The organism is Citrobacter sp. Ct235, assembly GCF_030332305.1.
Taxonomy (GTDB): Bacteria; Pseudomonadota; Gammaproteobacteria; order Enterobacterales; family Enterobacteriaceae; genus Citrobacter_A; species Citrobacter_A telavivensis.
In genome coordinates this window covers 66,614-91,160 of sequence record NZ_JAOWIC010000041.1, presented here as the reverse complement: position 1 = coordinate 91,160, position 24,547 = coordinate 66,614, and the positions used below count along the sequence as shown (strand labels likewise).

Below are 24,547 nucleotides of genomic sequence, written 5' to 3'. Positions count from 1 at the left end.
GTTTATCCTTAAAAGCAGGTGGGCTGGCAATCATGCCGCCCACCAGGGACGTTATTTAATCCAGGCTCCCGCCATTAATGAGGTTGCGTTGGTCGTAAATTGCTTAAAGACGCCGCGTCGGTTTGAATAATCCGGTTTCGTCCAGTTTTCCTGACGGCGTTCAAGACAGTGCTGAATTTCTTCTTCCGTTTTGTACTCTCCGTGAATGCCAACAATGTTGAGCTTGCGTCCTTTGACGTCCATTTCGATGAGGTCACCGTCTTCGACAAGTGCAATGGGACCGCCATCGGCCGCTTCCGGAGAAACATGGCCGACGCAAGGACCGCTGGTTGCGCCGGAGAAACGACCATCGGTAATCAGGGCGACTTTGCCATCAAGACGTTTGTCATAAACAATCGCGTCTGTGGTCATGAGCATTTCCGGTGCTCCCGAACCTTTAGCCCCTTCATAACGAATAAAAATGACATCACCCGGTTCGATGTGGTTATGAATAATGGCTTGCTGGGCATCCTCTTCCGAATTGAAGACGCGTGCGGGGCCGATATGGTGGTGCATATCTGGCGCACAGGCGGCGTATTTGATAACCGCGCCTTCCGGCGCGATATTGCCTTTTAGCACGGCAATCGACCCTTTCTTGGTCGCGTTTTCCGGTTTACGGATCACCTCTTCCGGGCTGACCCGATAATTACTCAGATAGCCGTGGTTGCGGGTAAAGAAACCGGACTGATGGAGCATCTCCAGGTTTTCACCCAGCGTCCGGCCTGTCACCGTCAGGACATCCAGATCCAGATAGTCGCGTAGATACCATTGCACCATCGGTACGCCGCCCGCGAACCACATCATTTCTGTGACGTACTGGCCGCTGGGTTGAATATTGGTGAGGTAAGGGATCTCATTGTTTATCTGGTCAAACAGTTCAGGTTTCAGCTCCCAACCCAGTTCATGGGCGATTGCCGGGAGATGGATCATGGCGTTGGTACTCCCGCCGATGGCGGCATGGACCTTAATGGCGTTTTCAAAGGCGGCAGGGGTGAGAATCTTATGCGTCGTGATATTTTTCTCTGCCAGGTATAACGCCTGATGACCGGCGCTCCGTGCGATGCGACGAATCTCCGCCAGCGTGGAGGGCAGTAACGCGCTTCCCGGTAGGGCAAGGCCCAGCGCTTCAGACATGCACTGCATCGTGCTGGCGGTGCCCATAAACTGGCAGGCACCTGCCGTTGGGCAACCGCACTGCTGCATGGCCTCTACCTGCTGAATGCCTATCTCGCCTTTCTTGAGTTTGGCGGTAATCCCTCCGAGATCGGACGTACTCATATTCGGCGCCGGACGCATTGAGCCGCCGGGAATATGTAGCATCGGTAGATTCAGGCGCGCCGCGGCGATCAAATGCGCCGGGATCGATTTATCACAGCTAGAAATCAGGATACCGGCATCGTAAGGCACGACGGAGGCATGGATTTCGACCATGTTCGCGATAGCCTCGCGGGAGGCTAAAATATAGTTCATCCCATCATGACCCTGGCCCCAGCCATCACAAATATCGGTCACGTGATGACGAACGGCACGACCGCCGCTTTCGTGAATGCCTAAAACGGCTTCATCGCCCAGATGATTAAGATGAAAGCTACCGGGATGACTTTCGCCATAGCAGTCATCCACCAGAACCTGCAGTTTATTGACATCTTCTTTGGTGTAATTCATCCCCAGACGCAGGGCGTCCAGTTGTGACCACAGGTCACGGGCGTGTTGGCATTTCTGACTCATTTGGCGATTCCTTCTTGTTTGAGCGACGTCTCAGGCGCCGATGCATGATGAGGATTGCTACTGCCTGCTGGACGGGCGGTAACCGACGGTAGGCTGAACAGCAGCGCGACAGCGATGAGGAGTGCGGCTACCAGCACCGTCATCCCCGCCGTTTGGGAGAACGTGACGGTTAACAAGCCCACCAGATAAGGGCCAATAAAGCCGCCGATGTTGCCTAATGCGTTGATGGTGCCGCGTACGCCGCCCAGCACGTTGGGGGCGAAGAGTAATGGCGGCAATGTCCAGAACGGTCCCGCATAGGCCTGCAGGAAGAAGCCGCAGATGACCATCATGCCGTACGCCAGCCAGACGTTATCTTTCAATAGCAGGGAGAGCGCGAGGCAGGCGGCAAAGCCCAGCAATGGGATTGCCGTGTAGAGGCGGCGATTCATGGTTTTGTCACACCATTTGGCAATGTAGTACTGGCCGACGATGCACAAAATGTACGGTGCCGCAGTCAGTAAGCCGACGATAGTCATTCCGCTGCCGGTCAGGTGTTTAATCAGGTTTGGCATCCAGAGGGCGAAGCCGTAGAAACCAACCTGCACGAAGAAATAGATGCCGATCAGCTTCCATAAGTTAATGCTGCTCAGGACATTGCGGATACTGCTTGCCTCGCCCCCGATCGTCAGCGCGCGATCGGCCTGCAATTTCTGTTCGATCCAGGCGCGCTCTTTAGGATCCAGCCATTTGGCCTGATGAGGATGGTCAGAGACCAACGGCAGCCAGACGAACAGCAGACCGAGTGAGAGTAACCCCTCGATGACGAACATTTCTCGCCAGCCATAGGTTTCGATAAGCCAACCGGAAAGCGGTCCGGTGATGATCGACGCCACGGCAAGGTTCATCTGGAAATAGGCAATCGCCCTTGCGCGTTCTTCATTGGGGAACCAGTGACCAATCAACGCCAGGATGGCGGGATAGACCGCACCCTCAGCGACGCCAAGGATAAAGCGGATAATCAGCAACTGGGTAGGGGTCTGGACGAAGCCGGTCAGCAGCGCGAAGCCGCCCCATGCGACGATAGTCCAGGCGATCAATTTCTTGGCGCTTAATCGTTCCGCGATTTGACCGCCGGGGATTTGCAAAAAGATATAACCAATAAAGAAAATGCCAGCGACCAGACCGGCAAACGAAGCGGTCATTCCCAGGTCTTCTTCCATTCCCCCCGCAATCCCAATCGCGATGTTCGTCCTGTCCATGTAAGCCACGATATAAACGAGGATGGTGGCTGGAATGATGTGTAGCCAGCGTCCTCGCGTAGTCGGTTTATCGAGTTCAATGCTCATTAGCGCATCCCTTAATAGTAGAGGTAATTTGTTCTGTATATAGAACTATTGTTCTGTATACAAATACTATGAGGGGATAAATTTTGAGCGTCAATTCCATATTGTCAACAAGGTTATGTTTTGTGATTTGCTTCATATCCTGTTGCAAAAACCGCAGAAACGCGTTCCCTTGCTAAAAACAGGCCAGTTTTCCGGGGAAGCATCAAAACTGTGTCACTCTTCACAGGATGAAGCTTTCTACTGATTTGTCGGTTGTGTGCGTCAGAGAACTTGCAATAAATTCCATATAAAGAATCAACGTTCCGTATATTGAACTTTAATGGTAAGGAGAATTTGAATGGTCACAACGGCAATATTTCCGTCTCGCTATGTTCAGGGAAAGGGCGCATTGACAACGCATCTGCCTCAGGAGCTTGCCTCTTTAGGGCATAAAGCGCTTATTTTACAAGACCCTGTGGTTTACGAGAGATATCAGGATACGCTCGCGTCGGCACTTCACGGCGTGGTTGATTTTGAAATTGAGGTTTTCAATAGCGAATGCAGCGATGAAGAGATCGCCAGAATTTCTGCGCGTGCGCAGCAAGTCGGGGCGGATGTTATTGTGGGTATGGGCGGGGGTAAAACATTAGACACCGCCAAAGCGACAGGGGCAAGTTTGCGTCTTCCTATTGCCGTCGTTCCCACGCTTGCCTCAACGGATGCCCCCTGCAGCTCATTAGTCGTCATCTATACACAGGAAGGTCAATTCAAACGCTATCTGATGATCCCCCGTAATCCCACGTTGGTGTTGGTGGACAGCGCCATTATCGCCGCCGCGCCGGTGCGTTTCTTAATCTCCGGAATGGGGGATGCGTTGGCGACCTGGTTTGAAGCCGAGGACTGTCGAATAAAAGGGGCCGGGAATATGACATCCCGTCCAGGCCCTATGACGGCTTTTGAGCTGGCCCGCTTCTGTTACAACACGCTGATGCGCTATGGTCGTTCGGCAAAGCTGGCCTGTGAGCAGCACCAGGTTACGCCAGCGCTGGAACATGTGATTGAAGCCAATACGCTGTTATCCGGGCTCGGTTTTGAAAGTGGAGGACTGGCGGCAGCGCATGCTATTCATAATGGTTTAACCGTACTTCCCGCAACACATCAGTACTGGCACGGTGAAAAAGTGGCCTTTGGTACGCTGGCAATGCTGGTGTTAACCGACAGGGCTCCTGAACTTGTCGAAGAGGTCTATCAGTTCTGTGAGGACGTGGGGCTACCGACAACGCTGGCAGATATTGGTCTGGCTGACGTCAACGATAAAGAGCTACTGGCAGTGGCACAGGCAGCCTGTCAGGTGGGAGAAACGATGCATAATGAACCCTGCGAAATTACGCCTGAAGCGGTACTTGCTGCATTACGAACGGCAGATGCGCTTGGACAAGCGCGGAAGCGGAAAATGAAGTCACTCTGAAAGTAATAAAACGCCCGGTAGCGCGTGTCTATCGGGCGTAATGTCATTTAAGACGCCAGTGAAAGCTGATGTTTCTCGACGTACTCCGCCAGCCACTGGGTCATGCGGGACTGCTGTTCGGCGTTGAGCCACATGCCTTCTTTCGTACGGCGCCACAGCGCATCATCCGCGCGGCGAACCCATTCGTGGTCCACCAGATATTTCAGTTCTGCTTCGTAGAATTCATGACCGAAGTCTTCGCCCAGGTCTGCGACCGTTGTCGCTTCACCGAGGATCCACTCCGTGTTGCTGCCGTAGGTACGCGAGTAGTGGCGCGCCAGTGATTCCGTCAGGAACGGATAGCGACGGCGCAGTTTTGCCGCGTAGTCTTCGCGATCGCCACCGATTTCACCGCCTGGCAGCACGCAGTCTTTGGTCCATGCCGGGCCAATGCCCTGATAGTACGACGACAGTTTCTCCATCGCGTGCTCGGCGAGCTTACGGTAGGTGGTCAGCTTACCGCCGAAGACGGAAAGCAGCGGCGCTTTGCCGTTTTCATCATGAATATCCAGCGTGTAGTCACGGGTGATGGCCTGCGGCGAATCCGACTCGTCGTCGCACAGCGGACGCACGCCGGAATAGGTCCAGACGATATCGTCGCGACCGAGCGGTTTCTTAAAGTGTGCGTTGTACACTTTGAGCAGGTAATTGATTTCACTTTCGTCAATTTTCACCGCTTTCGGGTCGCCGTTATATTCAACGTCAGTGGTGCCGATGATCGAGAATTCATCCATCCACGGAATGACAAACACAATGCGCTTATCTTCGTTTTGCAGGATATAAGCCTGTTTCTGGGTGTGGACGCGCGGCACCACAATGTGGCTGCCTTTGATCAGGCGAATACCATACGGTGAAGGCAGATGCATGCCTTCGTCGAAAAATTCTTTCACCCACGGACCGGTGGCATTGACCAGTCCCCGTGCCTGCCAGGTGAATTTCTTACCGGTATCGATATCTTCGGCTTCGACTACCCACAGACCGTTTTCGCGACGCGCAGAGGTTGCCCGAGTGCGGGTTAACACTTCCCCACCTTTACGCACCACCATCTGAGCATTGGCCAGCACCAGACGCGCATCGTCTACCCAGCAGTCAGAATATTCGAAACCGCGCACGATTTCGGGTTTCAGTACGGACTCTGCGCCAAAACGCAAACCGGAAGAACCCGGCAAGCTGGTGCGTTTGCCCAGATGATCGTACATAAACAGACCAATGCGAATCATCCATGCCGGACGCAGGTGCGGACGATGCGGCAGACGAAAGCGCATCGGGAAGGCGATGTGCGGCGCCATTTTCAGCAGCACTTCGCGCTCAGCCAGCGCTTCGCTCACCAGCCGAAATTCGTAGTGTTCCAGGTAGCGCAGGCCACCGTGGATGAGTTTAGAACTGGCAGAGGAGGTTGCGCACGCAAGATCCTGCGCTTCCAGCATCAGCACGGATAAACCGCGTCCAGCGGCATCTGCCGCGATACCGGCACCGTTGATGCCTCCCCCTATCACAATCAGATCTTTGGTTTCCATGCTGCCCTCGTGCACTTTCGTTATAGCTCATAAATGTTCGTTATCGAGCATAATAGCAAAGAAACGCGCCATTGGTAACATCGAATAAACAATTTACAGTGATACATATAACATTATGGCGTTTCACTCCCGTGGGGACGTAAACTAGGGGGCAACATGCCGAAAACGTCTCACCTGCACTATTACCTGCACTATTACCTGCACTATAAAGAAGAGAATGTATGGAACAGTTTGAATGTATTAATGTTGAAGAAGCGCACCAGAAGCTGCATCGGGGCGCGGCGGTACTGGTGGATATCCGCGATCCGCAAAGTTTTGCAATGGGCCATACTCCCCAGGCATTTCATCTGACGAACGACACGCTGGGTTCATTTATGCGCGATCATGATTTCGATACGGTGGTCATGGTTATGTGCTACCACGGCAACAGCAGCAAAGGCGCGGCGCAATATTTGCTCCAGCAGGGCTATGACGCGGTCTACAGCATAGATGGTGGATTTGACGCCTGGCATCGTCATTTTCCCGCAGAGGTGGCATACGGCTCGTAAGCCTTTATACTGTCCTCTTTTGTACGGATTAAGCGACAGCAACAATGTTGATGATTACCTCTTTTGCTAACCCCCGCGTGGCGCAGGCCTTTGTTGATTACATGGCGACGCAGGGCGTTATCCTGACCATTCAACAACATCATCAAAGCGATGTCTGGCTGGCGGATGAAACGCAGGCCGAACGTGTGCATGCGGAGCTGGCGCGTTTTCTGGAGAATCCCGGCGATCCGCGTTATCTCGCGGCCAGCTGGCAGTCCGGTCATACCGGCAGTGGACTTCATTACCGCCGTTTCCCGTTTTTAGCCACACTGCGTGAGCGGGCGGGTCCGGTCACCTGGCTGATAATGGCAGCCTGCATTCTGGTGTTTATCGTCATGAACATCGTTGGCGATCAAACCGTGATGATGTGGCTGGCCTGGCCGTTCGACCCGTCATTACAGTTTGATGTCTGGCGCTACTTCACGCACGCCTTCATGCACTTTTCACTGATGCACATTCTCTTCAACCTGCTGTGGTGGTGGTATCTTGGCGGTGCGGTTGAAAAACGTTTAGGCAGCGGCAAACTGATTGTGATTACGGTCATCAGCGCCTTGCTGAGCGGATATGTACAGCACAAGTTTAGCGGCCCGTGGTTCGGCGGGCTTTCCGGTGTCGTCTACGCGCTGATGGGCTACGTCTGGCTGCGCGGTGAGCGCGATCCGCAAAGCGGGATCTATCTGCAACGCGGGTTGATTATTTTCGCGCTGATTTGGATCGTCGCCGGATGGTTTGATTTGTTTGGGATGTCGATGGCCAATGGCGCACATATCGCCGGGCTGGCAGTTGGGTTGGCAATGGCGTTCGCGGATACTTTAAATGCGCGAAAACGAACATAGTTCCAGGGAATAACAATGAAACAAACACAACGACATGATGCAATCATTGAGCTGGTAAAAAAACAGGGATACGTCAGTACGGAAGAGTTGGTGGAGCATTTCTCCGTCAGCCCACAAACCATTCGCCGGGATCTCAACGACCTGGCCGATCAAAACATGATTCTGCGCCACCACGGCGGCGCGGCGCTGCCGTCCAGTTCAGTCAACACGCCGTGGCACGATCGTAAAGCTACGCAGACGGCGGAAAAAGAGCGCATTGCGCGCAAAGTCGCTACGCAGATCCCCAACGGTTCAACGCTGTTTATTGATATCGGGACAACGCCGGAGGCCGTGGCGCACGCGCTGCTCAACCACAGTAATTTGCGTATCGTGACCAACAACCTCAACGTCGCGAACACGCTGATGGTAAAAGAGGACTTTCGCATTATTCTCGCGGGCGGCGAGCTTCGCAGCCGTGACGGCGGCATTATTGGCGAAGCGACGCTCGACTTTATTTCCCAGTTCCGCCTGGATTTTGGCATTCTGGGGATAAGCGGCATCGACAGCGACGGCTCGCTGCTGGAGTTCGACTATCATGAGGTGCGCACCAAGCGTGCGATTATCGAGAATTCCCGCCACGTCATGCTGGTGGTGGATCATTCGAAGTTTGGCCGTAATGCGATGGTGAACATGGGCAGCATCAACCTGGTGGATGCAGTGTATACCGACATTCTGCCGCCGGCGGGTGTGCTCCAGGTGATTACCGAGAACCATATTCAACTTGAACTGTGCTAGACGTGCTGGCTGAAACCGTCCCCGGCGTGCCGGGGACGTGCGGATGACGCGCTTACAGGCGCTCAACAATCACGGCAATCCCCTGACCCCCGCCGATGCACAGCGTTGCCAGCCCGGTGGATTTATTGCGCTGCTGCAGCGCGTGAACCAGCGTCACCAGAATCCGTGCGCCGCTTGCGCCAATAGGATGTCCCAGCGCGATCGCGCCGCCGTTGACGTTCACTTTCTCTTCCGGGAAGTCGAGTTCGCGGGCAACCGCCAGATACTGTGCGGCAAAGGCTTCGTTGGCTTCGATTAAATCCAGATCGCTGACCGTCATTTTGGCTTTTTCCAGCGCCCGTTTTGTCGCTGGTATTGGGCCGAGTCCCATCATACTGGCGTCAACCCCGGCCGAAGCCCAACTCTTCAGGCGCGCTAACGGTGTAATCCCACGCGCACGCGCAGCGCGTTCGGACATCAGGACCAGTGTCGCCGCCGCGTCATTGATACCGGAGGCATTGCCTGCGGTGACGGTTCCCGTACTTTCAAAGGCCGGACGTAGTTTCGCCAGCGAACCGGCATCGGTTTCCGGGCGTGGAAACTCATCGGTATCAAACAGACAGACCTCTTTTTTACGCTTCAGGGTTACCGGCACGATCTCCTGCCTGAAATAGCCGGCGTTGATCGCGGCTATCGCTTTTTGCTGCGATGCCAGCGCTACCTGGTCCTGCTCTTCGCGGCTTAAGCGATAGCGTTTGGCAATATTTTCCGCCGTGATCCCCATGTGGTAATCATTGAAGGCGCACCAGAGCCCGTCGTGGATCATTACGTCTGTCAGTTCACCGTTGCCCATACGATACCCCTGGCGCGCGCGGGCCAACAGGTAGGGGGCGGCGCTCATGTTTTCCATCCCGCCGACAATACAGGTCTGATTATCGCCACTCAAAATGGACTGCGCGCCCAGCACGACGGTTTTCAGGCCAGAGCCGCAGACTTTATTGACCGTGAATGACGGCACGCTCTCCGCTAAACCCGCATGATGCGTCACCTGGTGGGCCGGGTTTTGCCCTAATCCGGCCTGTAACACGTTGCCGAGGATCACCTCGTCAATGTTGATATCTGACGGAAGGTCCAGCAGGTTCGCCCGCACGCTGGTCGCGCCCAGCATCACCGCCGGGACGTCTGCCAGGCTGCCGGCAAATTTACCAATAGGGGTGCGTTTCGCACTCACAATAACAATGGAGTCGTTCATGCCAGAGCCTCCACGGGCTGCAGTGTTTTCAGGTGTGCACAAACACGGAAGTGTGCTTCCGTACACGCACGAAGTTCATCAAGCGTGAGGGTGTCGCTGATTTCGTCGAGGATCATTTCGCCGTTCACAAAGCTGAATACGGCGAGTTCGGTGATGACTTTGCTGACTTTGCCAACCGCCGTTAAGGGGTAACTGCAACGGTGTAGCAGCTTTGGCTCGCCATTTTTAGCGCAGTGCTCCATCGCAATGATGACTTTTTTTGCACCTGCCACGAGGTCCATTGCCCCACCCATGCCTGGCACCATTTTTCCGGGCACCATCCAGTTGGCGAGATTTCCGCGTTCATCGACCTGCAAACCGCCGAGCACGCAGACATCAACATGTCCCCCGCGAATAAGAGCGAAAGAGAAGCAACTGTCGAACATTGCCGCACCTGGGATCATGCCGCACGGCTGACCGCCTGCATTGACGAGACAGGCATTCACTTCGTCCAGAGGGCCGAGGCCAAGAAAACCATTTTCCGACTGCAACGTGACCTGAATATCCTCGGCCAGGTAGTTCGCGACCTGCGTCGGCAGGCCAATGCCCAGATTAACGACGTCGCCGTCGTGTAACTCTTGCGCCACGCGGCGGGCAATACGTTCTTTTGCGTTCATCACTGGGCCTCCATGAACAGATGATCCACCAGCGCACCGGGGGTGATGACGTGCACAGGAGGAATACTTCCCAACGCGCCGATGTCGCGGGTTTCGGCCACGACCACATCGGCGGCCAGGGCCATCACCGGGTTGAAGTTGCGGGCAGTCAGGTCATAGGTGAGATTGCCGGCTTCATCGGCATGACTGGCAAGAAGAATGGCGAGATCGGCGCGCAGAGGTTGCTCCAGCAGCCATTTCTCACCATTGACCAGCAGCGTTTGTTTATTTTCTTCCACCACGGTGCCCAGTCCGGTTTGCGTGAGGAATCCCCCCAGTCCGGCGCCGCCCGCGCGGATCTGTTCGGCGAGCGTTCCTTGTGGCACTAACTGAACATCGAGTTCACCGGAAATCATTTTTTTACCGGTTTCCGGGTTGGTACCAATATGTGAGGCGATCACTTTTTTGACCTGGCCGTTAGAAATCAGAGGACCAATACCTTTATCGACAAATGCGGTGTCATTGCCGATAAGCGTTAATTCTTTCACCCCGGAACGCATAATTTCTGCCACCAGATATTCCGGCGTCCCGACGCCCATGAAGCCGCCAAACATAATGCTCATGCCGTCGTGTAATAATTCGCGGAATTTATCCGCCGTTATTCTTTTGTTTTGCATAATGGTGTACTTGCTGTTTTGAGGACAGGGATCCTCTGGCGGGATAATGAAATCCCGCCGAAGAGTGAGGATGTTGGTGTCCGAAAAAATTAAATGGGCATATCCAGTAACGCAGAGCTTAGCCCTTTGCCGTGCATATCCAGCGCCAGTGAACGAGTGACGCCACCTCCCAGCGCTTTATGCATCACGAAATTTAGCGCGCCGAGTTCCGGTAATTCATAACGAATCACTTCGCCCTGTACGATATCGCCAAACCAGGCTTTGACTTTTTCGGCGGTGACCTGTTCTGCCAGCGTGGCATAATCTTCCGGGCGCCAGGCAATTAATGAAATATTGGAAATATTTCCTTTATCTCCGGTACGGGAATGAGCGATTTCACGTAATTTCATTATTTATTCTCCAGTACGGTAACGTGGTGTTGAACGCATTGACGCGGAATAAGAGTGGAATCCATCGCCAGGATTTCTTTTACGGATTTCATGACGCCGCCGCCGCCCGCAGGACCATTGGTATAGAGCGTTTCCACTTCGTTACCGACGGTAACCGCCTGCGCGCGGGTGGTGCAGCGGGCAGCAACGCGGGCGCGCACTTCATAAGGATCGCTGTACTGACCGCGCGTTTCACCATGCAGCGCATTGACGCCAATGAGGTCATAACGCGTTTCTTCGGCATTGACGTGGCAAATGGCAAAGCGCTCACGCACGATATCGAGAGCGAGACGGCCGCGATTTACCGCGCCCGGACCGGCGTAGGAAATTTCACCTTCACCGATAAAGCCATCCTGATAACCGACGGAAACCTTCAGCGTTTCGGTGCGTGGCGCGCCCGTCGCGCCGGTAACCCGCACGGCATCCGGACCGCACTGGCTGAAACGCACATGGCTAAAGTCAGCGACCACGTCAGGGGTGAGATAACGATCCGGCCGGTGGATTTCGTACAGCAGTTGCTCTTTGCAGGTGTCTTCGGTGACCAGTCCGCCGGAACCGGCCACTTTGGTAATGGTGGCGTTGCCATCTTCACTGACTTCAGCCAGCGGGAAACCGAGATATGCCAGACGAGGGACATCCTTCACTCCCGGATCGGCATAATATCCGCCGGTGATTTGTCCGGCGCATTCCAGAAGATGACCGATACAGGTTCCCATACCCAGATGCTGCCAGTCATCAGCGGCCCAGTTGAACTCATGCATCATCGGCGCAAGAAAAAGAGAAGGGTCCGCGACGCGTCCGGCAATCACTACATCCGCATCGGAATCAAGCGCTTCCAGTAACCCCGCCGCACCTAAATACGCGTTTGCGGAAAGTAAGTTTTTTTCAAAGCGAGAGACGGGGACGCCGGCTTCATCCAGCGTCAGGTCCATCGACTGAATAAGTGACAACACCTCATCGCCAGTGACCACCGCGACTTTAAGGCCATGCAGACCCAACTCCTGGGCTATCTTCAGCACTGCTTTTCCGGCGGCGACCGGGTTGGCGGAACCCATGTTAGAGATGATCCGCACGCTTTTAGCGTGACAGGTCGGTAACACCGCGCGCATCCGCGCGTCGAGCAGTTCGTTATAGCCTTTATTCGGATCCTGTTGCTTCTGTTTTTGTCCAATGGCGATGGTACGCTCTGCCAGACATTCAAACACCAGATAATCCAGTTCCCCTTTTTCGGCCAGTTCAACCGCAGGTTCAATGCGATCGCCTGCGTAGCCTGCTCCGGAACCAATTCGAATTGTTTTCATTCTATTTCCTTAATTCGTCACAAGAAATGTGCTGTTAAATCGGGAAGACACCGGTGAGGGCAGCGGCAAAGGTCATAATGACGCTGGCTGCCCACAGGACCGGGATGGAGAATTTTTGGTGATCCGCGAGGTCGACACCGGCAAGGCTGACCAACAGGAAGGTCGCGGGGGTCAGCGGGCTGACCGGGAAGCCGGTGGTCATCTGACCCAGCACCGATGCCTGAGCGACCTGAATGGCGGGGATACCCATGATGTCCACGGTATGCGCGACGACAGGCATAATGCCGAAGTAGTAAGAGTCGGGATCGAAAATCAGCGACAGCGGCATCGAGATAAGGCCGACGATGAACGGAATATGGGACGCCAGCGCCGCAGGCATAAACTCCACCGCCGCGTGAGACATCGCTTTAAGCATGCCCGCGCCGCCCATGATCCCGGTAAATGCCCCTGCTGCGAACAGGATGCTGGCCATCATCAGCGCGGCTTTGGCGTGGGCGTTGATCCGTTCTTTCTGCATTTCAACATTCGGATAGTTGATCATCAGCGCCAGCGTCAGGGCGATCATGAAGGCGACGGTGGGGGAGATTCGGGTGAAGACCATCGTGCCGATCACGGCGATAACCAGCGCGATGTTGACCCAGAAAAGATGCGGGCGACGCAGAACTTTTTCCTGCTCGGTCAGTTCCTTATGATGCGAGAAATCGCCTGCGGCAGCGGCAAAGTGGGCTGCGCCAAGACGTTTCTCTTCGCGCTTACCCCAATACCAGCCCATCACGACCATAAAACCCAGGCCCGCGAGCTGCGCCGGAATGAGCGGGATAAAGAGGTCATGGGTGGTGACGTTCAACGCGGCAGAGGCGCGAATCATTGGGCCGGTCCAGGGTAAAAAGTTGACCCCGGCGCTGAGCGCAACAATTCCAAGCAGGATCCGTTTGTCCATGCCGAGGCGATTGAACAGCGGCAGCATGGTGGGGACCGTAATTAAAAAGGTTACCGCGCCATTGCCGTCAAGGTGGGCGATAAGCGCCAGAAGACCCGTTCCGATGATGATTTTAACCGGGTTGGTCCCTACAAAGCGCAAAATGCCGCGCACGATAGGGTCAAACATCCCGGCATCCGTCACGACGCCAAAAAAAGCGATCGCAAAGACAAACATCGCCGCCATCGGGGCCAGTTTTGTGATGCCTTCGACCACATATTTTGCCGTATCCGTTCCGCAGCCTGCAGCCAGCGCGCCAATCACCGGAATGACGATCAGGGCAACCAGAGGTGACATCCTTTTAGACATGATAAAAAATAATAAGGTGGCTATGGTAAGCACACCTATTAGCGCCAGCATGTGTTTCTCCTTAATATTTTTATAAATTTATCTGCTTCGGAATGTATGAAAGTAAATACAATGTTAACTATGTGCAGAGGGTTATATGTTTTATCAGTGCATTAATTTTTATCACAGTGTGCCAGGTGGTACTAATTTGTAAATCCGATGGAGTCATTTGACGCAAGGCTTAATGCTATTATTTGAAATAAAAATAACGCTATAGCAATTTTGTTTGGATATAAAAATAACCTTATAAACAGAGGGTTATTTAGGGTGTTGAGTTTGTTATGCTTAAACGACTTTAGTGGGGGTGAACTCGTTTATCGAAATTAAAATGTGGTTAATGTGGGGTGGGTCATAAAAAGAAATTAACTGCCTTTTATTCATTTTAAAAACCGATAAAATAATTAATGATTCCGATGGCAGGAGTGTGAAATGAATCTTTCGATTAAGCAACTCAGGGCTTTTTTAATATTAAGTGAGGCTGATAGTTTTACTCAGGCGGCCCGGCGGTTTAACCTTTCTCAGCCCGCGTTTAGTACCCTGATTGCATCACTGGAAGAGGAAATTGGCTACCGGCTATTCGACAGAGATACGCGGCGAGTATTGTTGAATGCGGATGGCATTCATTTTCTCGATCTGGCGCGCAATATTGTTCAGAGCCACGACGATGCCGTGGGTGAAATCAAAGACCGGGTGGCGGGAAACAGCAACGATATCACCCTCGCGGTGTTGCCTTCGCTGGCGGTGGAGTGGCTACCTGAAATCCTGGTGAAATACAGTAAGAAGGTGCCACAAAGTAATGTGAAACTGATCGACACCCAGTGGGATCGCTGTCTGAAGGCATTGCTGGATGGTCAGGCGGACATGGCATTAACCGCCGGGCAACCCTCGCTGACCACGTTCGATTCGACGCTATTGTTCTCGGATAAATTTTATCTGCTCTGTCATCGCGAACATCCTCTGGCACAACAATCTTCGGTATCGCTCAGTCAGGTCTGCGATTATCCCTTTATTGCTTTCAGCGTTGGGACCAGTATTCGGCAGTACACCGATAAGCTCTGTGAAAATCTGGCCATGAGTTTTGATTATCAACTGGAAGTTCGACAGCTCACTACGATGATGGGCCTGATTGCTGCCAATTACGGGATCAGTATTACGACCGGCTTAACCCTGTTCCAGTTCAACCATAAAGATATCGTGATTTTGCCGTTTGAAGATCTGGCGCTGGAACGGGCAATTTATCTGGTGACCCCGAAGGGACGGCATCCTGCACCTGGCGTCACGGCGTTTGCGGAATTCATTACCTGCCAGGCGCATCAGTTCGCGTCAGAACATATGTGAGGTTAACGCCAGCGAAAAACCGGTGACGCTACACCCCATAACCCATCATTTTCAGCAGTCGCTGTGCGTGTTGTACCGCATCCTGACGGTGCGCCACGCCGAGTTTCTGATACAGATTACGGATATGCGTCTTGATAGTGGTTGCCGCCACCGCCAGTTCGCCAGCGATTTGCTCGTTGCTGTAGCCAGAATAAATCAGCCCCAGGACCTGCCATTCACGCTGCGTCAGCGGACTGGTGCGGATAAGCTCCGGCACTTCCGGATGATTCAGCAGGCGCTCCACAAAGCCTTCGTCAAAGTGGGCGTACTTGTGGCGGTGATGCTGGTTGATTTCACGCAGAATGCGCTGCGCGCGGTGCTGGTCCAGTTCCGGCAATGTATTCAGTTGAATAAGCTGGCGTAACTGTTGCGCCATCGACTCACCTTCAATCACGAAATGGCTGATGAATCCGGTGCGATTGGCTAATTGCAGGGCATCAAGCAGTACGCGCTGAGCGTCATTTTTGCGTCCGGCCTGCCAGTACAACTGGTTAAGCAGCAGCAGGTTACGGTTCAGGTCGCTCATCAGACGCAGGCTGCGCGCGTTTTCATTCAGCTCTTCCAGGACTATCTCGGCGGGTTCAAATTCGCCCAGCAAAATTTGCGCTCTGGCGATGTTGCGCCACTGGCCTTGCAGGAAGTGGTTGTTGGCAAACTCCGGTTTCGGTGTCTGGCGCAGCCAGTTGGCGGCCGACTTTTTATCGCCGGTCATTTGCCAGTAGATCACCCGAACCTTGTCGGCGTTTGAGATCCAGTCGCTATGGTAGTGACCGTTGCCAAGCAGATTCTCAAGACGGTTAAGATGGCTGCGGGCATTGTCCAGATCGCCACGGGCCAGCGAGCACTGCACCAGCAGCGCCAGGCACTGTAGCTGCTGCTGCGGCTGAAAGGCGGAGAGCACTTCGATGCCACTGCGCGCAGAGGCTTCCGATTCGTCCAGTCGCGCCCACGCCCACAGCAGTTGGGCACGAATGCGCACCAGGAACTCGTGCATGGGCAACTGTTCCAGATGCTGATCTTTAATCAACTGGAACGCTTTCTCCTGAGTTTCCCAGGCGGCCTGCAAAAATCCCTGGGCAAAGAGAATTTCACTTTGCTGGATCAAACTCCAGAGCGCGTAGTGCCAGACATCATGATGACGCGCCATCTGTTCGGTCTGCTGCATCAGCGTTAAAGAACGAGAGAGATCGCCCTTACAGTGCAGCACTTCGCCGTGTACCGAGGTCGCCACAATACGGCTGTAGTACAAGGCGATGGGCAGCTCATCCAGCGCTTGTTTTGCCAGATGCTCGGCCTCATCAGGATTACCGTCGTTGATCGCCACCTGAGCGCGGAGCGCGTTAAATTCGGCGTGCAGCGTGCTGTCCATCACCCCCTGAATCTCTTGTTCAGCACGGGCCAGCAGGGTGTTCACTTCGCTGTAGCGATGCTGGCTCTGCATCAGCCAGGCCTGAAGCAACACCAGACGCGGATTTTCCAGCAGGCTTTCCCACGGCAGCGCTTTTAACGACTCTTCCAGCAGTGCCAGTTCGCTGTGGTTAAACAATCCCCACGCGTGGTTAAGCAAGATATCACGCAGCATATGCGCATCGCCCGCCGCCAGCGCGTGGTGGATGGCTTCACTGGGGAAGCCCTGCGCCATCCAGCTCTCCGCGGCGGCGCGATGGATATCTGGTAACTCTGTCGCCAGTTCCCACTGGCAGCGCTGACGCAAGAAGCTGCCAAACAGCGGGTGGTAGCTAAACCATTCGCCGGTGTCATCCATCCGTTGCAGGAAAAGCCCCTGGCGCTCAATCTCTTCCAGTCGCATCTGACCGTTCTCTTCACCGGTCACACGAACGATCAGCGCGTCGTTCATTGAGCGTAACACCGCGCTTTTCAACAGAAAGAGACGGGTGCTGACATCGACGCTGTCCAGCACTTCATCGACCAGATAATCCGAGAGATGGCTGGCGTTAATGCCTGCCAGACGGCGTGCCGACTGGTGCGCAGAGTGGTTGTTCTGCCGCGCAGAGAGGGCGATGAGCTGTAATGCCGTCGCCCAGCCCGCCACATCGTCACACATCCGACTGCTTTCGGCGGCTTCGATGGGGGAGGATAAACGGCGGTCAAAAAACTGTTTTGCTTCCTGGTGATTAAAGGCCAGTTGCTGACTGCCTATCTCCAGAAGCTGATCGCGCACGCGCAGGTTGGCAATCCCCAACTGCGGCAAGTTACGCGACAGCACCACCAGCGTGAGATTTTCAGGCTGGTGGCGCAGGAAGAAGCGCATGGATTCATGAATCACCGGGTTAGTGATCAGGTGGTAATCGTCGATGACCAGATACAGCGGGCGATGCCACTCCGCCAGCTCAATAAAGAGCTGCGCGAAAAGCGAGGTCAGACTGACATACTGACGTTTTTGCACCATCACTTCGCTGGTGGTGCAATGACCGTTGGTGGCCTGCTGTACCGCGGCAATCAGATAGCTGGCAAAACGCTCCTGCTGGTTGTCTCCCTCATCCAGCGAGTACCAGCCGAGCTCACTTTTCCCGGCAGCCCATTGTGAAATGAGCGTGGTCTTCCCATAACCTGCAGGACTTGTTACCAGAGCCAGCCTGAAATTGTTCGCGCCGGAAAGTTTAGCCAACAGGCGCTCACGAACCACCGTATGGTCGAGTCGAACCGGACGACTGAGTTTAGACGGAATCAACATAGTTAGCACTTCACTGTGGAAAATGGGGGACTGCGATTTTTTTTGCGCTTCGTAATTAATAGATATAAGGTCGGCCAGAAAACACCTTATTGCAAGTTAAGAGGTCTTTTTGTGTTTCTGAATTTGCACTCTGTCACAAATCTTTATAACTATGACAGAAACCGCTTTCAATCGCGCGCAAGGCGCAAACAGTCTGGGTTGGAGGGGAGATTCTACGGTGTGAAATAGGGTCATTTTATCCCTACGCTCTTTGCCTTTTTTAGCGAAAGTGGCCCTATAACGCGACAGGAATTTAATATCAGTACGATTATTCCGACAGCCTTTTGATATTTCAGGTTAGAAACTATTTCTCCATTAACATATACCTGATGAGTGCTTTCTGAAATTTGCCGTCGCCCGGCGTTGACCTTATCTTTAGTGCGGCGAAATCGTCACCAATCCTCATTCCGTACGCTACCTTTAAGTGGCGGCGATCACACTTTTTCGCTCATCCCCACTACTCCTCCCTGCCTAATCAAGAGTGGGATGAGGAAGGTCAACATTGAGCCTGGCAAACTAGCGATAACGTTGTTTTTTACCAAAGGACCCGGAATTCCTATGTCACAGCCTACCTTCAATCAAGAGCAATTTCAGGCTGCCCTGACGCGTCAGTGGCAGCATTTCGGTTTACTGTCAGCTCACGAGATGACGACCCGTCAATGGTGGCACGCCGTCAGTGGTGCACTGGCGGAACTCCTCAGTGCGCAACCTGTGGCGAAACCGGCGAAAAACCAGCGCCATGTGAACTACATCTCTATGGAGTTCCTGATTGGCCGTCTGACGGGGAATAACCTGCTTAATTTGGGTTGGTATCAGGCGGTGAGCGACGCGCTGAAAGCGCACGACATCAACCTGACCGATCTGCTGGAAGAGGAGACTGACCCGGCGTTGGGCAACGGGGGATTGGGTCGTCTCGCCGCCTGCTTCCTGGACTCGATGGCGACGGTGGGTCAATCTGCCACCGGTTACGGTCTGAACTATCAGTACGGCCTGTTCCGTCAGTCGTTTGCCGATGGTCAGCAAATGGAAGCGCCGGATGACTGGCATCGCGGCAGCTATCCGTGGTTCCGTCATAACGAGCAGCTTGATGTGCAGGTCGGCATTGGCGGCAAGGTGACAAAAGACGGTCGCTGGGAACCCGGCTTTGTGATTACCGGGCAGGCGTGGGATCTGCCGGTATTGGGCTACCGTAACGGCGTGGCGCAACCGCTGCGTCTGTGGCAGGCCACTCATGCGCATCCGTTTAACCTGACTAAATTTAATGACGGCGATTTCCTGCGTGCGGAACAGCAGGGGATCGATGCCGATAAACTGACCAAAGTGCTTTACCCGAACGACAACCACACGGCAGGTAAGAAGCTGCGTCTGATGCAGCAATACTTCCAGTGCGCCTGTTCGGTGGCCGATATTCTGCGTCGCCATCATCTGGCGGGCCGCAAGCTGCATGAACTGGCGGATTACGAAGTCATTCAACTGAACGATACTCACCCGACGATTGCAATTCCGGAACTGCTGCGTGTGCTGCTTGACGAACACCAGATGAGCTGGGATGACGCCTGGGCAATCACCAGCAAAACCTTCGCCTATACCAACCACACCCTGATGCCAGAAGCGCTGGAGTGCTGGGATGAGAAACTGGTGAAAGCGCTGCTGCCGCGCCACATGCAGATCATCAAAGAGATTAACGATCGCTTTAAGAAGCGGGTCGATAAAACCTGGCCTGGCGACGAACAGGTTTGGGCGAAGCTGGCGGTGGTCCACGACAAACAGGTGCGCATGGCGAACATGTGCGTGGTCAGCGGCTTTGCGGTCAATGGCGTTGCTGCGCTGCACTCCGATCTGGTGGTGAAGGATCTGTTCCCGGAATATCACAAGCTGTGGCCGAACAAGTTCCATAACGTGACCAACGGCATCACGCCGCGTCGCTGGATCAAGCAGTGCAACCCGGAACTGGCCGCATTGTTTGATAAAACGCTGAAGAAAGAGTGGGCGAACGATCTCGACCAGTTGATCAACCTGGAGAAATACGCCGACGATGCCAAGTTCCGCAAGACCTGGCGTGATATCAAGCAGGCGAATAAGGTGCGTCTGGCTGAGTTTGTGAAGGTCCGCACCGGGATTGAGATTAACCCGCAGGCGATTTTCGACATTCAGATTAAACGTCTGCACGAGTACAAGCGTCAGCACCTGAACCTGCTGCATATCCTGGCGCTGTATAAAGAGATCCGCGAAAACCCGCAGGCAGACCGCGTGCCGCGCGTCTTCCTGTTTGGCGCGAAGGCGGCTCCGGGTTACTACCTGGCGAAAAACATCATTTTTGCCATTAACAAGGTGGCAGAAACCATCAACAACGACCCGAAAGTCGGCGACAAGCTGAAAGTGGTGTTCCTGCCGGATTACTGCGTGTCGGCGGCAGAAATGCTGATTCCGGCGGCGGATATCTCCGAGCAGATCTCCACGGCGGGGAAAGAGGCTTCCGGTACCGGAAACATGAAGCTGGCGCTCAACGGCGCGCTAACGGTCGGTACGCTGGACGGCGCGAACGTGGAAATCGCCGAGAAAGTGGGTGACGAGAATATCTTTATCTTTGGTCATACCGTGGAAGAGGTGAAGGCGCTGAAAGCCAAAGTTTACGATCCGCTGAAATGGCGCAAGAAGGATAAAGTGCTCGATGCCGTGCTGAAAGAACTGGAAAGCGGGAAATTCAGCGGCGGTGATAAGCACGCCTTTGACCAGATGCTGCACAGTATAGGCAAACAGGGTGGCGATCCGTATCTGGTGATGGCGGACTTTGCGGCCTATGTCGAGGCGCAGAAACAGGTGGATGTGTTGTATCGTGACCAGGAGGCCTGGACGCGTGCGGCGATCCTGAACTCCGCGCGCTGCGGTATGTTCAGCTCGGATCGCTCCATTCGCGATTATCAGACCCGAATCTGGCAGGCGAAACGCTAAGGAAGCGCGATGGATAACAAACGTCTGGACAATGCCGCGCTGGCGGCCGGGATCAGTCCCAATTATATCAATGCCCACGGCAAACCGCAGTCAATTGGTGCCGAAACCAAGCGACGTTTGTTGGATGCTATGCACCGTACCGCCGCCACAAAAGTGGCGGTGACGCCGGTGCCGAATGTGATGGTCTACACCGCAGGCAAAAAGATGCCGCTGGCGGTGGAAGGACACGGTGAATTCAACTGGCTGTTGACCACCGAAGAGGGGGATCAGTTTAAGGGGCATGCCACTGGCGGTAAATCCTTTACTCTGCCGACAAAGCTGCCGCTGGGCTATCACACGCTGACCCTGACGCAGGATGAGCAGCGCCACCATTGCCGCGTCATTGTGGCGCCAAAACGCTGCTATGAGCCGCAGGCGCTGCTGAATGGCCAGAAACTCTGGGGGGCCTGTGTTCAGCTATATACGCTGCGTTCAGAGCGTAACTGGGGGATTGGCGACTTTGGCGATCTGAAGTCGATGCTGGCGGATGTGGCGAAGCGTGGGGGGGCGTTTATCGGCCTCAACCCGATCCACGCGCTCTATCCGGCAAACCCGGAGAGCGCCAGTCCGTACAGCCCGTCCTCGCGCCGCTGGCTGAACGTCATTTACATCGACGTGAATGCTGTAGACGATTTTCGCCTGAGCAAAGAGGCGCAGGCCTGGTGGCAGAAACCCGCCACGCAGCAAGCGTTGCAACAGGCGCGGGACGCTGAATGGGTTGATTATTCCACCGTCACCGCGCTGAAAATGACGGCGCTGCGCATGGCGTGGAAAGGATTTGCCGCGCGCGACGATGAGCAGATGGCGGCGTTCCGGGCGTTCGTGGCTCAGGAAGGCGATAGCCTGTACTGGCAGGCGGCGTTTGATGCGCTGCATGCTCATCAGGTGAAAGAGGACGAACTGCGCTGGGGCTGGCCGGTCTGGCCGAAGGTTTATCAGTCGATTGATTCGCCGGAGGTGAAAAAATTCTGTCACGCGCATCGTGATGAGGTGGATTTCTGGCTCTGGCTGCAGTGGTTGGCTTACACTCAGTTTGCCGCCTGCTGGGAGACCAGTCAGGGCTTTAAGATGCCGATTGGCCTATATCGCGATCTGGCGGTGGGCGTGGCGGAAGGTGGCTCGGAAACCTGGTGCGATCGTGAGCTGTATTGCCTGAAAGCCTCCGTTGGCGCGCCGCCGGATATCCTCGGCCCGCTTGGTCAGAACTGGGGGCTGCCGCCGATGGATCCGCATATCATCACGGCGCGCGCCTATGAGCCGTTTATCGAACTCCTGCGGGCGAATATGCAAAACTGCGGCGCGCTGCGTATCGACCACGTCATGTCGATGCTGCGCCTGTGGTGGATCCCCTACGGTGAAACCGCCGACCACGGTGCCTATGTTCACTATCCGGTTGACGACCTGCTGTCGATTCTGGCGCTGGAAAGTCAGCGTCATCACTGCATGGTGATTGGTGAAGATCTGGGTACCGTTCCGGTGGAGATTGTTGGCAAGCTGCGAACCTGCGGCGTGTACTCTTACAAAGTGCTCTATTTCGAGAACGACCATGAGAAGAACTACCGTGCGCCGAAAGCGTATCCGGAACAATCAATGGCTGTCGCGACGACGCATGATCTTCCTACGCTCAAAGGCTATTGGGACAGCGGCGACCTGACGCTCGGTAAAGCGCTGGGGCTCTACCCTGATGACGTGGTGCTGCGCGGACTGTATCAGGACCGTGAGCGGGCGAAGCAGGGGCTATTAGATGCGCTGCATAAGTACGGCTGTTTGCCAAAACGGGTCGGACATAAGGCCTCGCTGATGGCGATGACGCCGACGCTCAATCGGGGTATGCAGCGTTATATTGCCGACAGTAATAGCGCGTTATTAGGGTTGCAGCCGGAAGACTGGCTGGATATGGCGGAGCCGGTCAATATTCCGGGGACCAGTTCGCAGTACAAAAACTGGCGTCGTAAGCTTTCCGCCACGCTTGAAGCGATGTTTGCCGATGAACGGGTGAACAAGCTGATTAAGGATCTGGATAAGCGGCGAAAAGCGGCTGCGAAGAAGAAATGAAAAAGCCGGGGATTTCCCCGGCTTTTTTATGGTGACAACATGTAGGCCTGATAAGTGCAGCGTCATCAGGCCATTCTGGTGAATATTGCCGGATGGCGGCTTTGCCTTATCCGGCCTACAAGGCGTTTCGGTTAAACCACCGTTCCCAGTAGCAGACACCCAATCAGGCCGCAGACAGAGATAATGGTTTCCAGCATCGACCAGGACTTGATGGTCTCGCCGATCGTCAGGTTAAAGTACTCTTTGAACAGCCAGAAGCCTGGATCGTTCACGTGAGAGAAGATGACGCTACCGGAACCAACGGCGATAACCATCAGCTCAGGGCTGACGCCGGTAGTGGCGATCAGCGGTGCGACAATCCCACCCGCGGTAATGGCGGCAACGGTAGCCGAACCCAGCGCGATACGCAAAACAGCAGCGATAGACCACGCCATCAGCAGCGGGGAGATATTGGTTTCGTTCATCATGGACGCAATGTATTTATCCACGCCGCTGTCGACCAGTACCTGCTTGAACGCGCCGCCACCGCCGATGATCAACAGCATCATCGCGATAATTTTGATGGAAGAGATCAGCGTATCGTTAATCTGATCCATCGAACGACCGCGGTTCAGACCGAAGGTGAACATCGCGATCAGCACCGCAATCAGGGTTGCCATCACCGGGTCACCGAAGAACTCGGCAACGGGCAGGAAGGCGTGGCCTTTCGGCAGGATCATCTCTGCAATGGCGCGCATCGCCATCAGCACCACGGGAACCAGTGAAGTCCAGACGCTGACGCCAAAGCTCGGCATCTCTTCTTCAGTGAAGGTTTTCGCGCTGTACAGACCTTCCGGAATAGGTTTATCAATGCCTTTCAGGCAGCGGGCAAAGACCGGACCCGCCAGAATTACGGTCGGGATCGCCAGAATCGTACCGAACAGCAGGGTTTTACCCATATCCGCATGGAAAATGGTGGCGATAGCGGTTGGACCCGGGTGCGGCGGCAGAAAACCGTGCGTCACGGAGAGCGCTGCAGCCATCGGTACACCGACATACAGCAGCGGAATGTTGGCGGCAGCCGCAATGGTAAAGACCAGCGGCAGCATCAACACGAAGCCCACTTCATAGAACAGTGCAAAACCGACGGTGAACCCCGTTAATACTACGGCCCACTGAATGTGTTTCTTACCAAATTTTGCAATCAGCGTGGTGGCGATACGTTGCGCACCCCCGCAGTCTGCCAGCATTTTGCCCAGCATGGCGCCAAAACCCATAATCAGGGCAAGACTCCCCAGGGTGCCGCCAACGCCAGCTTTGATGGAGCCAATGACTTTATCCAGCGGCATTCCTTGCATCAATCCAACAGCAAGCGCCACCAGGACGAGAGCGATGAAACCGTTCATTTTGAAGCGGATCATCAGGAGTAATAACAAGATTACACCGATAGCAACGATGACTAATGGCATGATTTACCTGGCCTTTCAATTTGTTATGGGTAACGTCAATGTTTTGAC

The 24,547-nt window shown here is 54.5% G+C and carries 18 protein-coding genes; 7 read left to right on the top strand and 11 right to left on the bottom strand.

Features of this window, described 5'->3' with window-relative positions; genetic code table 11:
* Window positions 1-51 precede the first annotated feature (51 nt).
* Together ilvD and OGY35_RS07235 are read right to left on the bottom strand one after the other, a co-directional pair.
* Window positions 52-1,767 carry a dihydroxy-acid dehydratase gene (ilvD, locus tag OGY35_RS07240; RefSeq protein WP_286631834.1) on the bottom strand — a complete coding sequence of 572 codons (1,716 nt, stop codon included), beginning with the start codon at window positions 1,765-1,767 and terminating at the stop codon, window positions 52-54.
* The gene (locus OGY35_RS07235) at window positions 1,764-3,095 is read right to left on the bottom strand and encodes an MFS transporter (protein ID WP_178825718.1); all 1,332 of its coding nucleotides are present in this window, start codon (window positions 3,093-3,095) and stop codon (window positions 1,764-1,766) included. Before OGY35_RS07235 ends, ilvD begins: the two co-directional genes overlap by 4 nt.
* A gap of 337 nt (window positions 3,096-3,432) precedes the next feature.
* Between OGY35_RS07235 and OGY35_RS07230 the strand changes: the two genes are divergently transcribed.
* On the top strand, window positions 3,433-4,542 hold the full coding sequence (locus OGY35_RS07230; protein ID WP_286631831.1) for a glycerol dehydrogenase: 1,110 nt from the start codon (window positions 3,433-3,435) through the stop codon (window positions 4,540-4,542).
* 47 nt (window positions 4,543-4,589) lie between these two features.
* On the opposite strand, the gene glpD is transcribed toward OGY35_RS07230, so the two are convergent.
* Complete coding sequence (gene glpD, locus OGY35_RS07225) at window positions 4,590-6,098, bottom strand: glycerol-3-phosphate dehydrogenase (protein ID WP_286631829.1); 1,509 nt, start codon at window positions 6,096-6,098, stop codon at window positions 4,590-4,592.
* A gap of 221 nt (window positions 6,099-6,319) precedes the next feature.
* On the opposite strand from glpD, the gene glpE reads away from it, so the two are divergent.
* The 3 genes from glpE to OGY35_RS07210 are packed head-to-tail and all read left to right on the top strand — an operon-like array spanning window position 6,320 to window position 8,295.
* Window positions 6,320-6,646: a thiosulfate sulfurtransferase GlpE gene (gene glpE / locus OGY35_RS07220; protein ID WP_152400327.1), complete on the top strand. Its 327-nt coding sequence runs from the start codon at window positions 6,320-6,322 to the stop codon at window positions 6,644-6,646.
* A gap of 44 nt (window positions 6,647-6,690) precedes the next feature.
* Window positions 6,691-7,521 (top strand): rhomboid family intramembrane serine protease GlpG, encoded by an 831-nt coding sequence (gene glpG / locus OGY35_RS07215; protein WP_152400325.1) that lies wholly within the window; start codon window positions 6,691-6,693, stop codon window positions 7,519-7,521.
* A 15-nt stretch (window positions 7,522-7,536) separates the two neighbouring features.
* Window positions 7,537-8,295: a DeoR/GlpR family transcriptional regulator gene (locus tag OGY35_RS07210; RefSeq protein ID WP_042322936.1), complete on the top strand. Its 759-nt coding sequence runs from the start codon at window positions 7,537-7,539 to the stop codon at window positions 8,293-8,295.
* A 52-nt stretch (window positions 8,296-8,347) separates the two neighbouring features.
* On the opposite strand, the gene OGY35_RS07205 is transcribed toward OGY35_RS07210, so the two are convergent.
* From OGY35_RS07205 to OGY35_RS07180, 6 genes are all read right to left on the bottom strand, one after another.
* Window positions 8,348-9,526, bottom strand: a complete 1,179-nt coding sequence (locus OGY35_RS07205) for an acetyl-CoA C-acetyltransferase (protein WP_152400322.1) — start codon at window positions 9,524-9,526, stop codon at window positions 8,348-8,350.
* Complete coding sequence (locus OGY35_RS07200; protein WP_286632059.1) at window positions 9,523-10,182, bottom strand: 3-oxoacid CoA-transferase subunit B; 660 nt, start codon at window positions 10,180-10,182, stop codon at window positions 9,523-9,525. Before OGY35_RS07200 ends, OGY35_RS07205 begins: the two co-directional genes overlap by 4 nt.
* Complete coding sequence (gene atoD / locus OGY35_RS07195) at window positions 10,182-10,838, bottom strand: acetate CoA-transferase subunit alpha (RefSeq protein WP_152400318.1); 657 nt, start codon at window positions 10,836-10,838, stop codon at window positions 10,182-10,184. The genes OGY35_RS07200 and atoD overlap by 1 nt, the downstream gene beginning before the upstream one ends.
* 89 nt (window positions 10,839-10,927) lie before the next feature.
* Entirely contained in the window at window positions 10,928-11,227 is a 300-nt protein-coding gene (locus tag OGY35_RS07190) for an AtuA-related protein (protein ID WP_046491532.1), read from the bottom strand.
* Window positions 11,227-12,567 carry an acyclic terpene utilization AtuA family protein gene (locus OGY35_RS07185; protein ID WP_286631826.1) on the bottom strand — a complete coding sequence of 447 codons (1,341 nt, stop codon included), beginning with the start codon at window positions 12,565-12,567 and terminating at the stop codon, window positions 11,227-11,229. The genes OGY35_RS07190 and OGY35_RS07185 overlap by 1 nt, the downstream gene beginning before the upstream one ends.
* Before the next feature lie 34 nt (window positions 12,568-12,601).
* A complete protein-coding gene (locus tag OGY35_RS07180) occupies window positions 12,602-13,906 on the bottom strand; it encodes a CitMHS family transporter (RefSeq protein ID WP_286631825.1) in 1,305 nt (434 codons plus the stop codon).
* Between the two features lie 417 nt (window positions 13,907-14,323).
* Between OGY35_RS07180 and OGY35_RS07175 the strand changes: the two genes are divergently transcribed.
* On the top strand, window positions 14,324-15,232 hold the full coding sequence (locus tag OGY35_RS07175; protein WP_152400312.1) for a LysR family transcriptional regulator: 909 nt from the start codon (window positions 14,324-14,326) through the stop codon (window positions 15,230-15,232).
* Window positions 15,233-15,260: 28 nt separating this feature from the next.
* On the opposite strand, the gene malT is transcribed toward OGY35_RS07175, so the two are convergent.
* A complete protein-coding gene (gene malT, locus OGY35_RS07170; RefSeq protein ID WP_152400310.1) occupies window positions 15,261-17,966 on the bottom strand; it encodes an HTH-type transcriptional regulator MalT in 2,706 nt (901 codons plus the stop codon).
* A 597-nt stretch (window positions 17,967-18,563) separates the two neighbouring features.
* Between malT and malP the strand changes: the two genes are divergently transcribed.
* Window positions 18,564-20,957: a maltodextrin phosphorylase gene (gene malP / locus OGY35_RS07165; protein ID WP_286631824.1), complete on the top strand. Its 2,394-nt coding sequence runs from the start codon at window positions 18,564-18,566 to the stop codon at window positions 20,955-20,957.
* A 9-nt stretch (window positions 20,958-20,966) separates the two neighbouring features.
* Window positions 20,967-23,051, top strand: coding sequence for a 4-alpha-glucanotransferase (gene malQ / locus OGY35_RS07160; RefSeq protein WP_286631823.1), 2,085 nt, complete (start codon window positions 20,967-20,969; stop codon window positions 23,049-23,051).
* Window positions 23,052-23,182: 131 nt separating this feature from the next.
* On the opposite strand, the gene gntT is transcribed toward malQ, so the two are convergent.
* Window positions 23,183-24,499, bottom strand: a complete 1,317-nt coding sequence (gene gntT, locus OGY35_RS07155; protein ID WP_152400304.1) for a gluconate transporter — start codon at window positions 24,497-24,499, stop codon at window positions 23,183-23,185.
* Window positions 24,500-24,547: the final 48 nt, after the last annotated feature.

Bases quoted from the DNA above. Each gene is read 5' to 3' on its own strand.
- ilvD (WP_286631834.1), bottom strand. From the start codon at position 1,767: ATGAGTCAGAAATGCCAACACGCCCGTGACCTGTGGTCACAACTGGAC.
- OGY35_RS07235 (WP_178825718.1), bottom strand. From the start codon at position 3,095: ATGAGCATTGAACTCGATAAACCGACTACGCGAGGACGCTGGCTACAC.
- OGY35_RS07230 (WP_286631831.1), top strand. From the start codon at position 3,433: ATGGTCACAACGGCAATATTTCCGTCTCGCTATGTTCAGGGAAAGGGC.
- glpD (WP_286631829.1), bottom strand. From the start codon at position 6,098: ATGGAAACCAAAGATCTGATTGTGATAGGGGGAGGCATCAACGGTGCC.
- glpE (WP_152400327.1), top strand. From the start codon at position 6,320: ATGGAACAGTTTGAATGTATTAATGTTGAAGAAGCGCACCAGAAGCTG.
- glpG (WP_152400325.1), top strand. From the start codon at position 6,691: ATGTTGATGATTACCTCTTTTGCTAACCCCCGCGTGGCGCAGGCCTTT.
- OGY35_RS07210 (WP_042322936.1), top strand. From the start codon at position 7,537: ATGAAACAAACACAACGACATGATGCAATCATTGAGCTGGTAAAAAAA.
- OGY35_RS07205 (WP_152400322.1), bottom strand. From the start codon at position 9,526: ATGAACGACTCCATTGTTATTGTGAGTGCGAAACGCACCCCTATTGGT.
- OGY35_RS07200 (WP_286632059.1), bottom strand. From the start codon at position 10,182: ATGAACGCAAAAGAACGTATTGCCCGCCGCGTGGCGCAAGAGTTACAC.
- atoD (WP_152400318.1), bottom strand. From the start codon at position 10,838: ATGCAAAACAAAAGAATAACGGCGGATAAATTCCGCGAATTATTACAC.
- OGY35_RS07190 (WP_046491532.1), bottom strand. From the start codon at position 11,227: ATGAAATTACGTGAAATCGCTCATTCCCGTACCGGAGATAAAGGAAAT.
- OGY35_RS07185 (WP_286631826.1), bottom strand. From the start codon at position 12,567: ATGAAAACAATTCGAATTGGTTCCGGAGCAGGCTACGCAGGCGATCGC.
- OGY35_RS07180 (WP_286631825.1), bottom strand. From the start codon at position 13,906: ATGCTGGCGCTAATAGGTGTGCTTACCATAGCCACCTTATTATTTTTT.
- OGY35_RS07175 (WP_152400312.1), top strand. From the start codon at position 14,324: ATGAATCTTTCGATTAAGCAACTCAGGGCTTTTTTAATATTAAGTGAG.
- malT (WP_152400310.1), bottom strand. From the start codon at position 17,966: ATGTTGATTCCGTCTAAACTCAGTCGTCCGGTTCGACTCGACCATACG.
- malP (WP_286631824.1), top strand. From the start codon at position 18,564: ATGTCACAGCCTACCTTCAATCAAGAGCAATTTCAGGCTGCCCTGACG.
- malQ (WP_286631823.1), top strand. From the start codon at position 20,967: ATGGATAACAAACGTCTGGACAATGCCGCGCTGGCGGCCGGGATCAGT.
- gntT (WP_152400304.1), bottom strand. From the start codon at position 24,499: ATGCCATTAGTCATCGTTGCTATCGGTGTAATCTTGTTATTACTCCTG.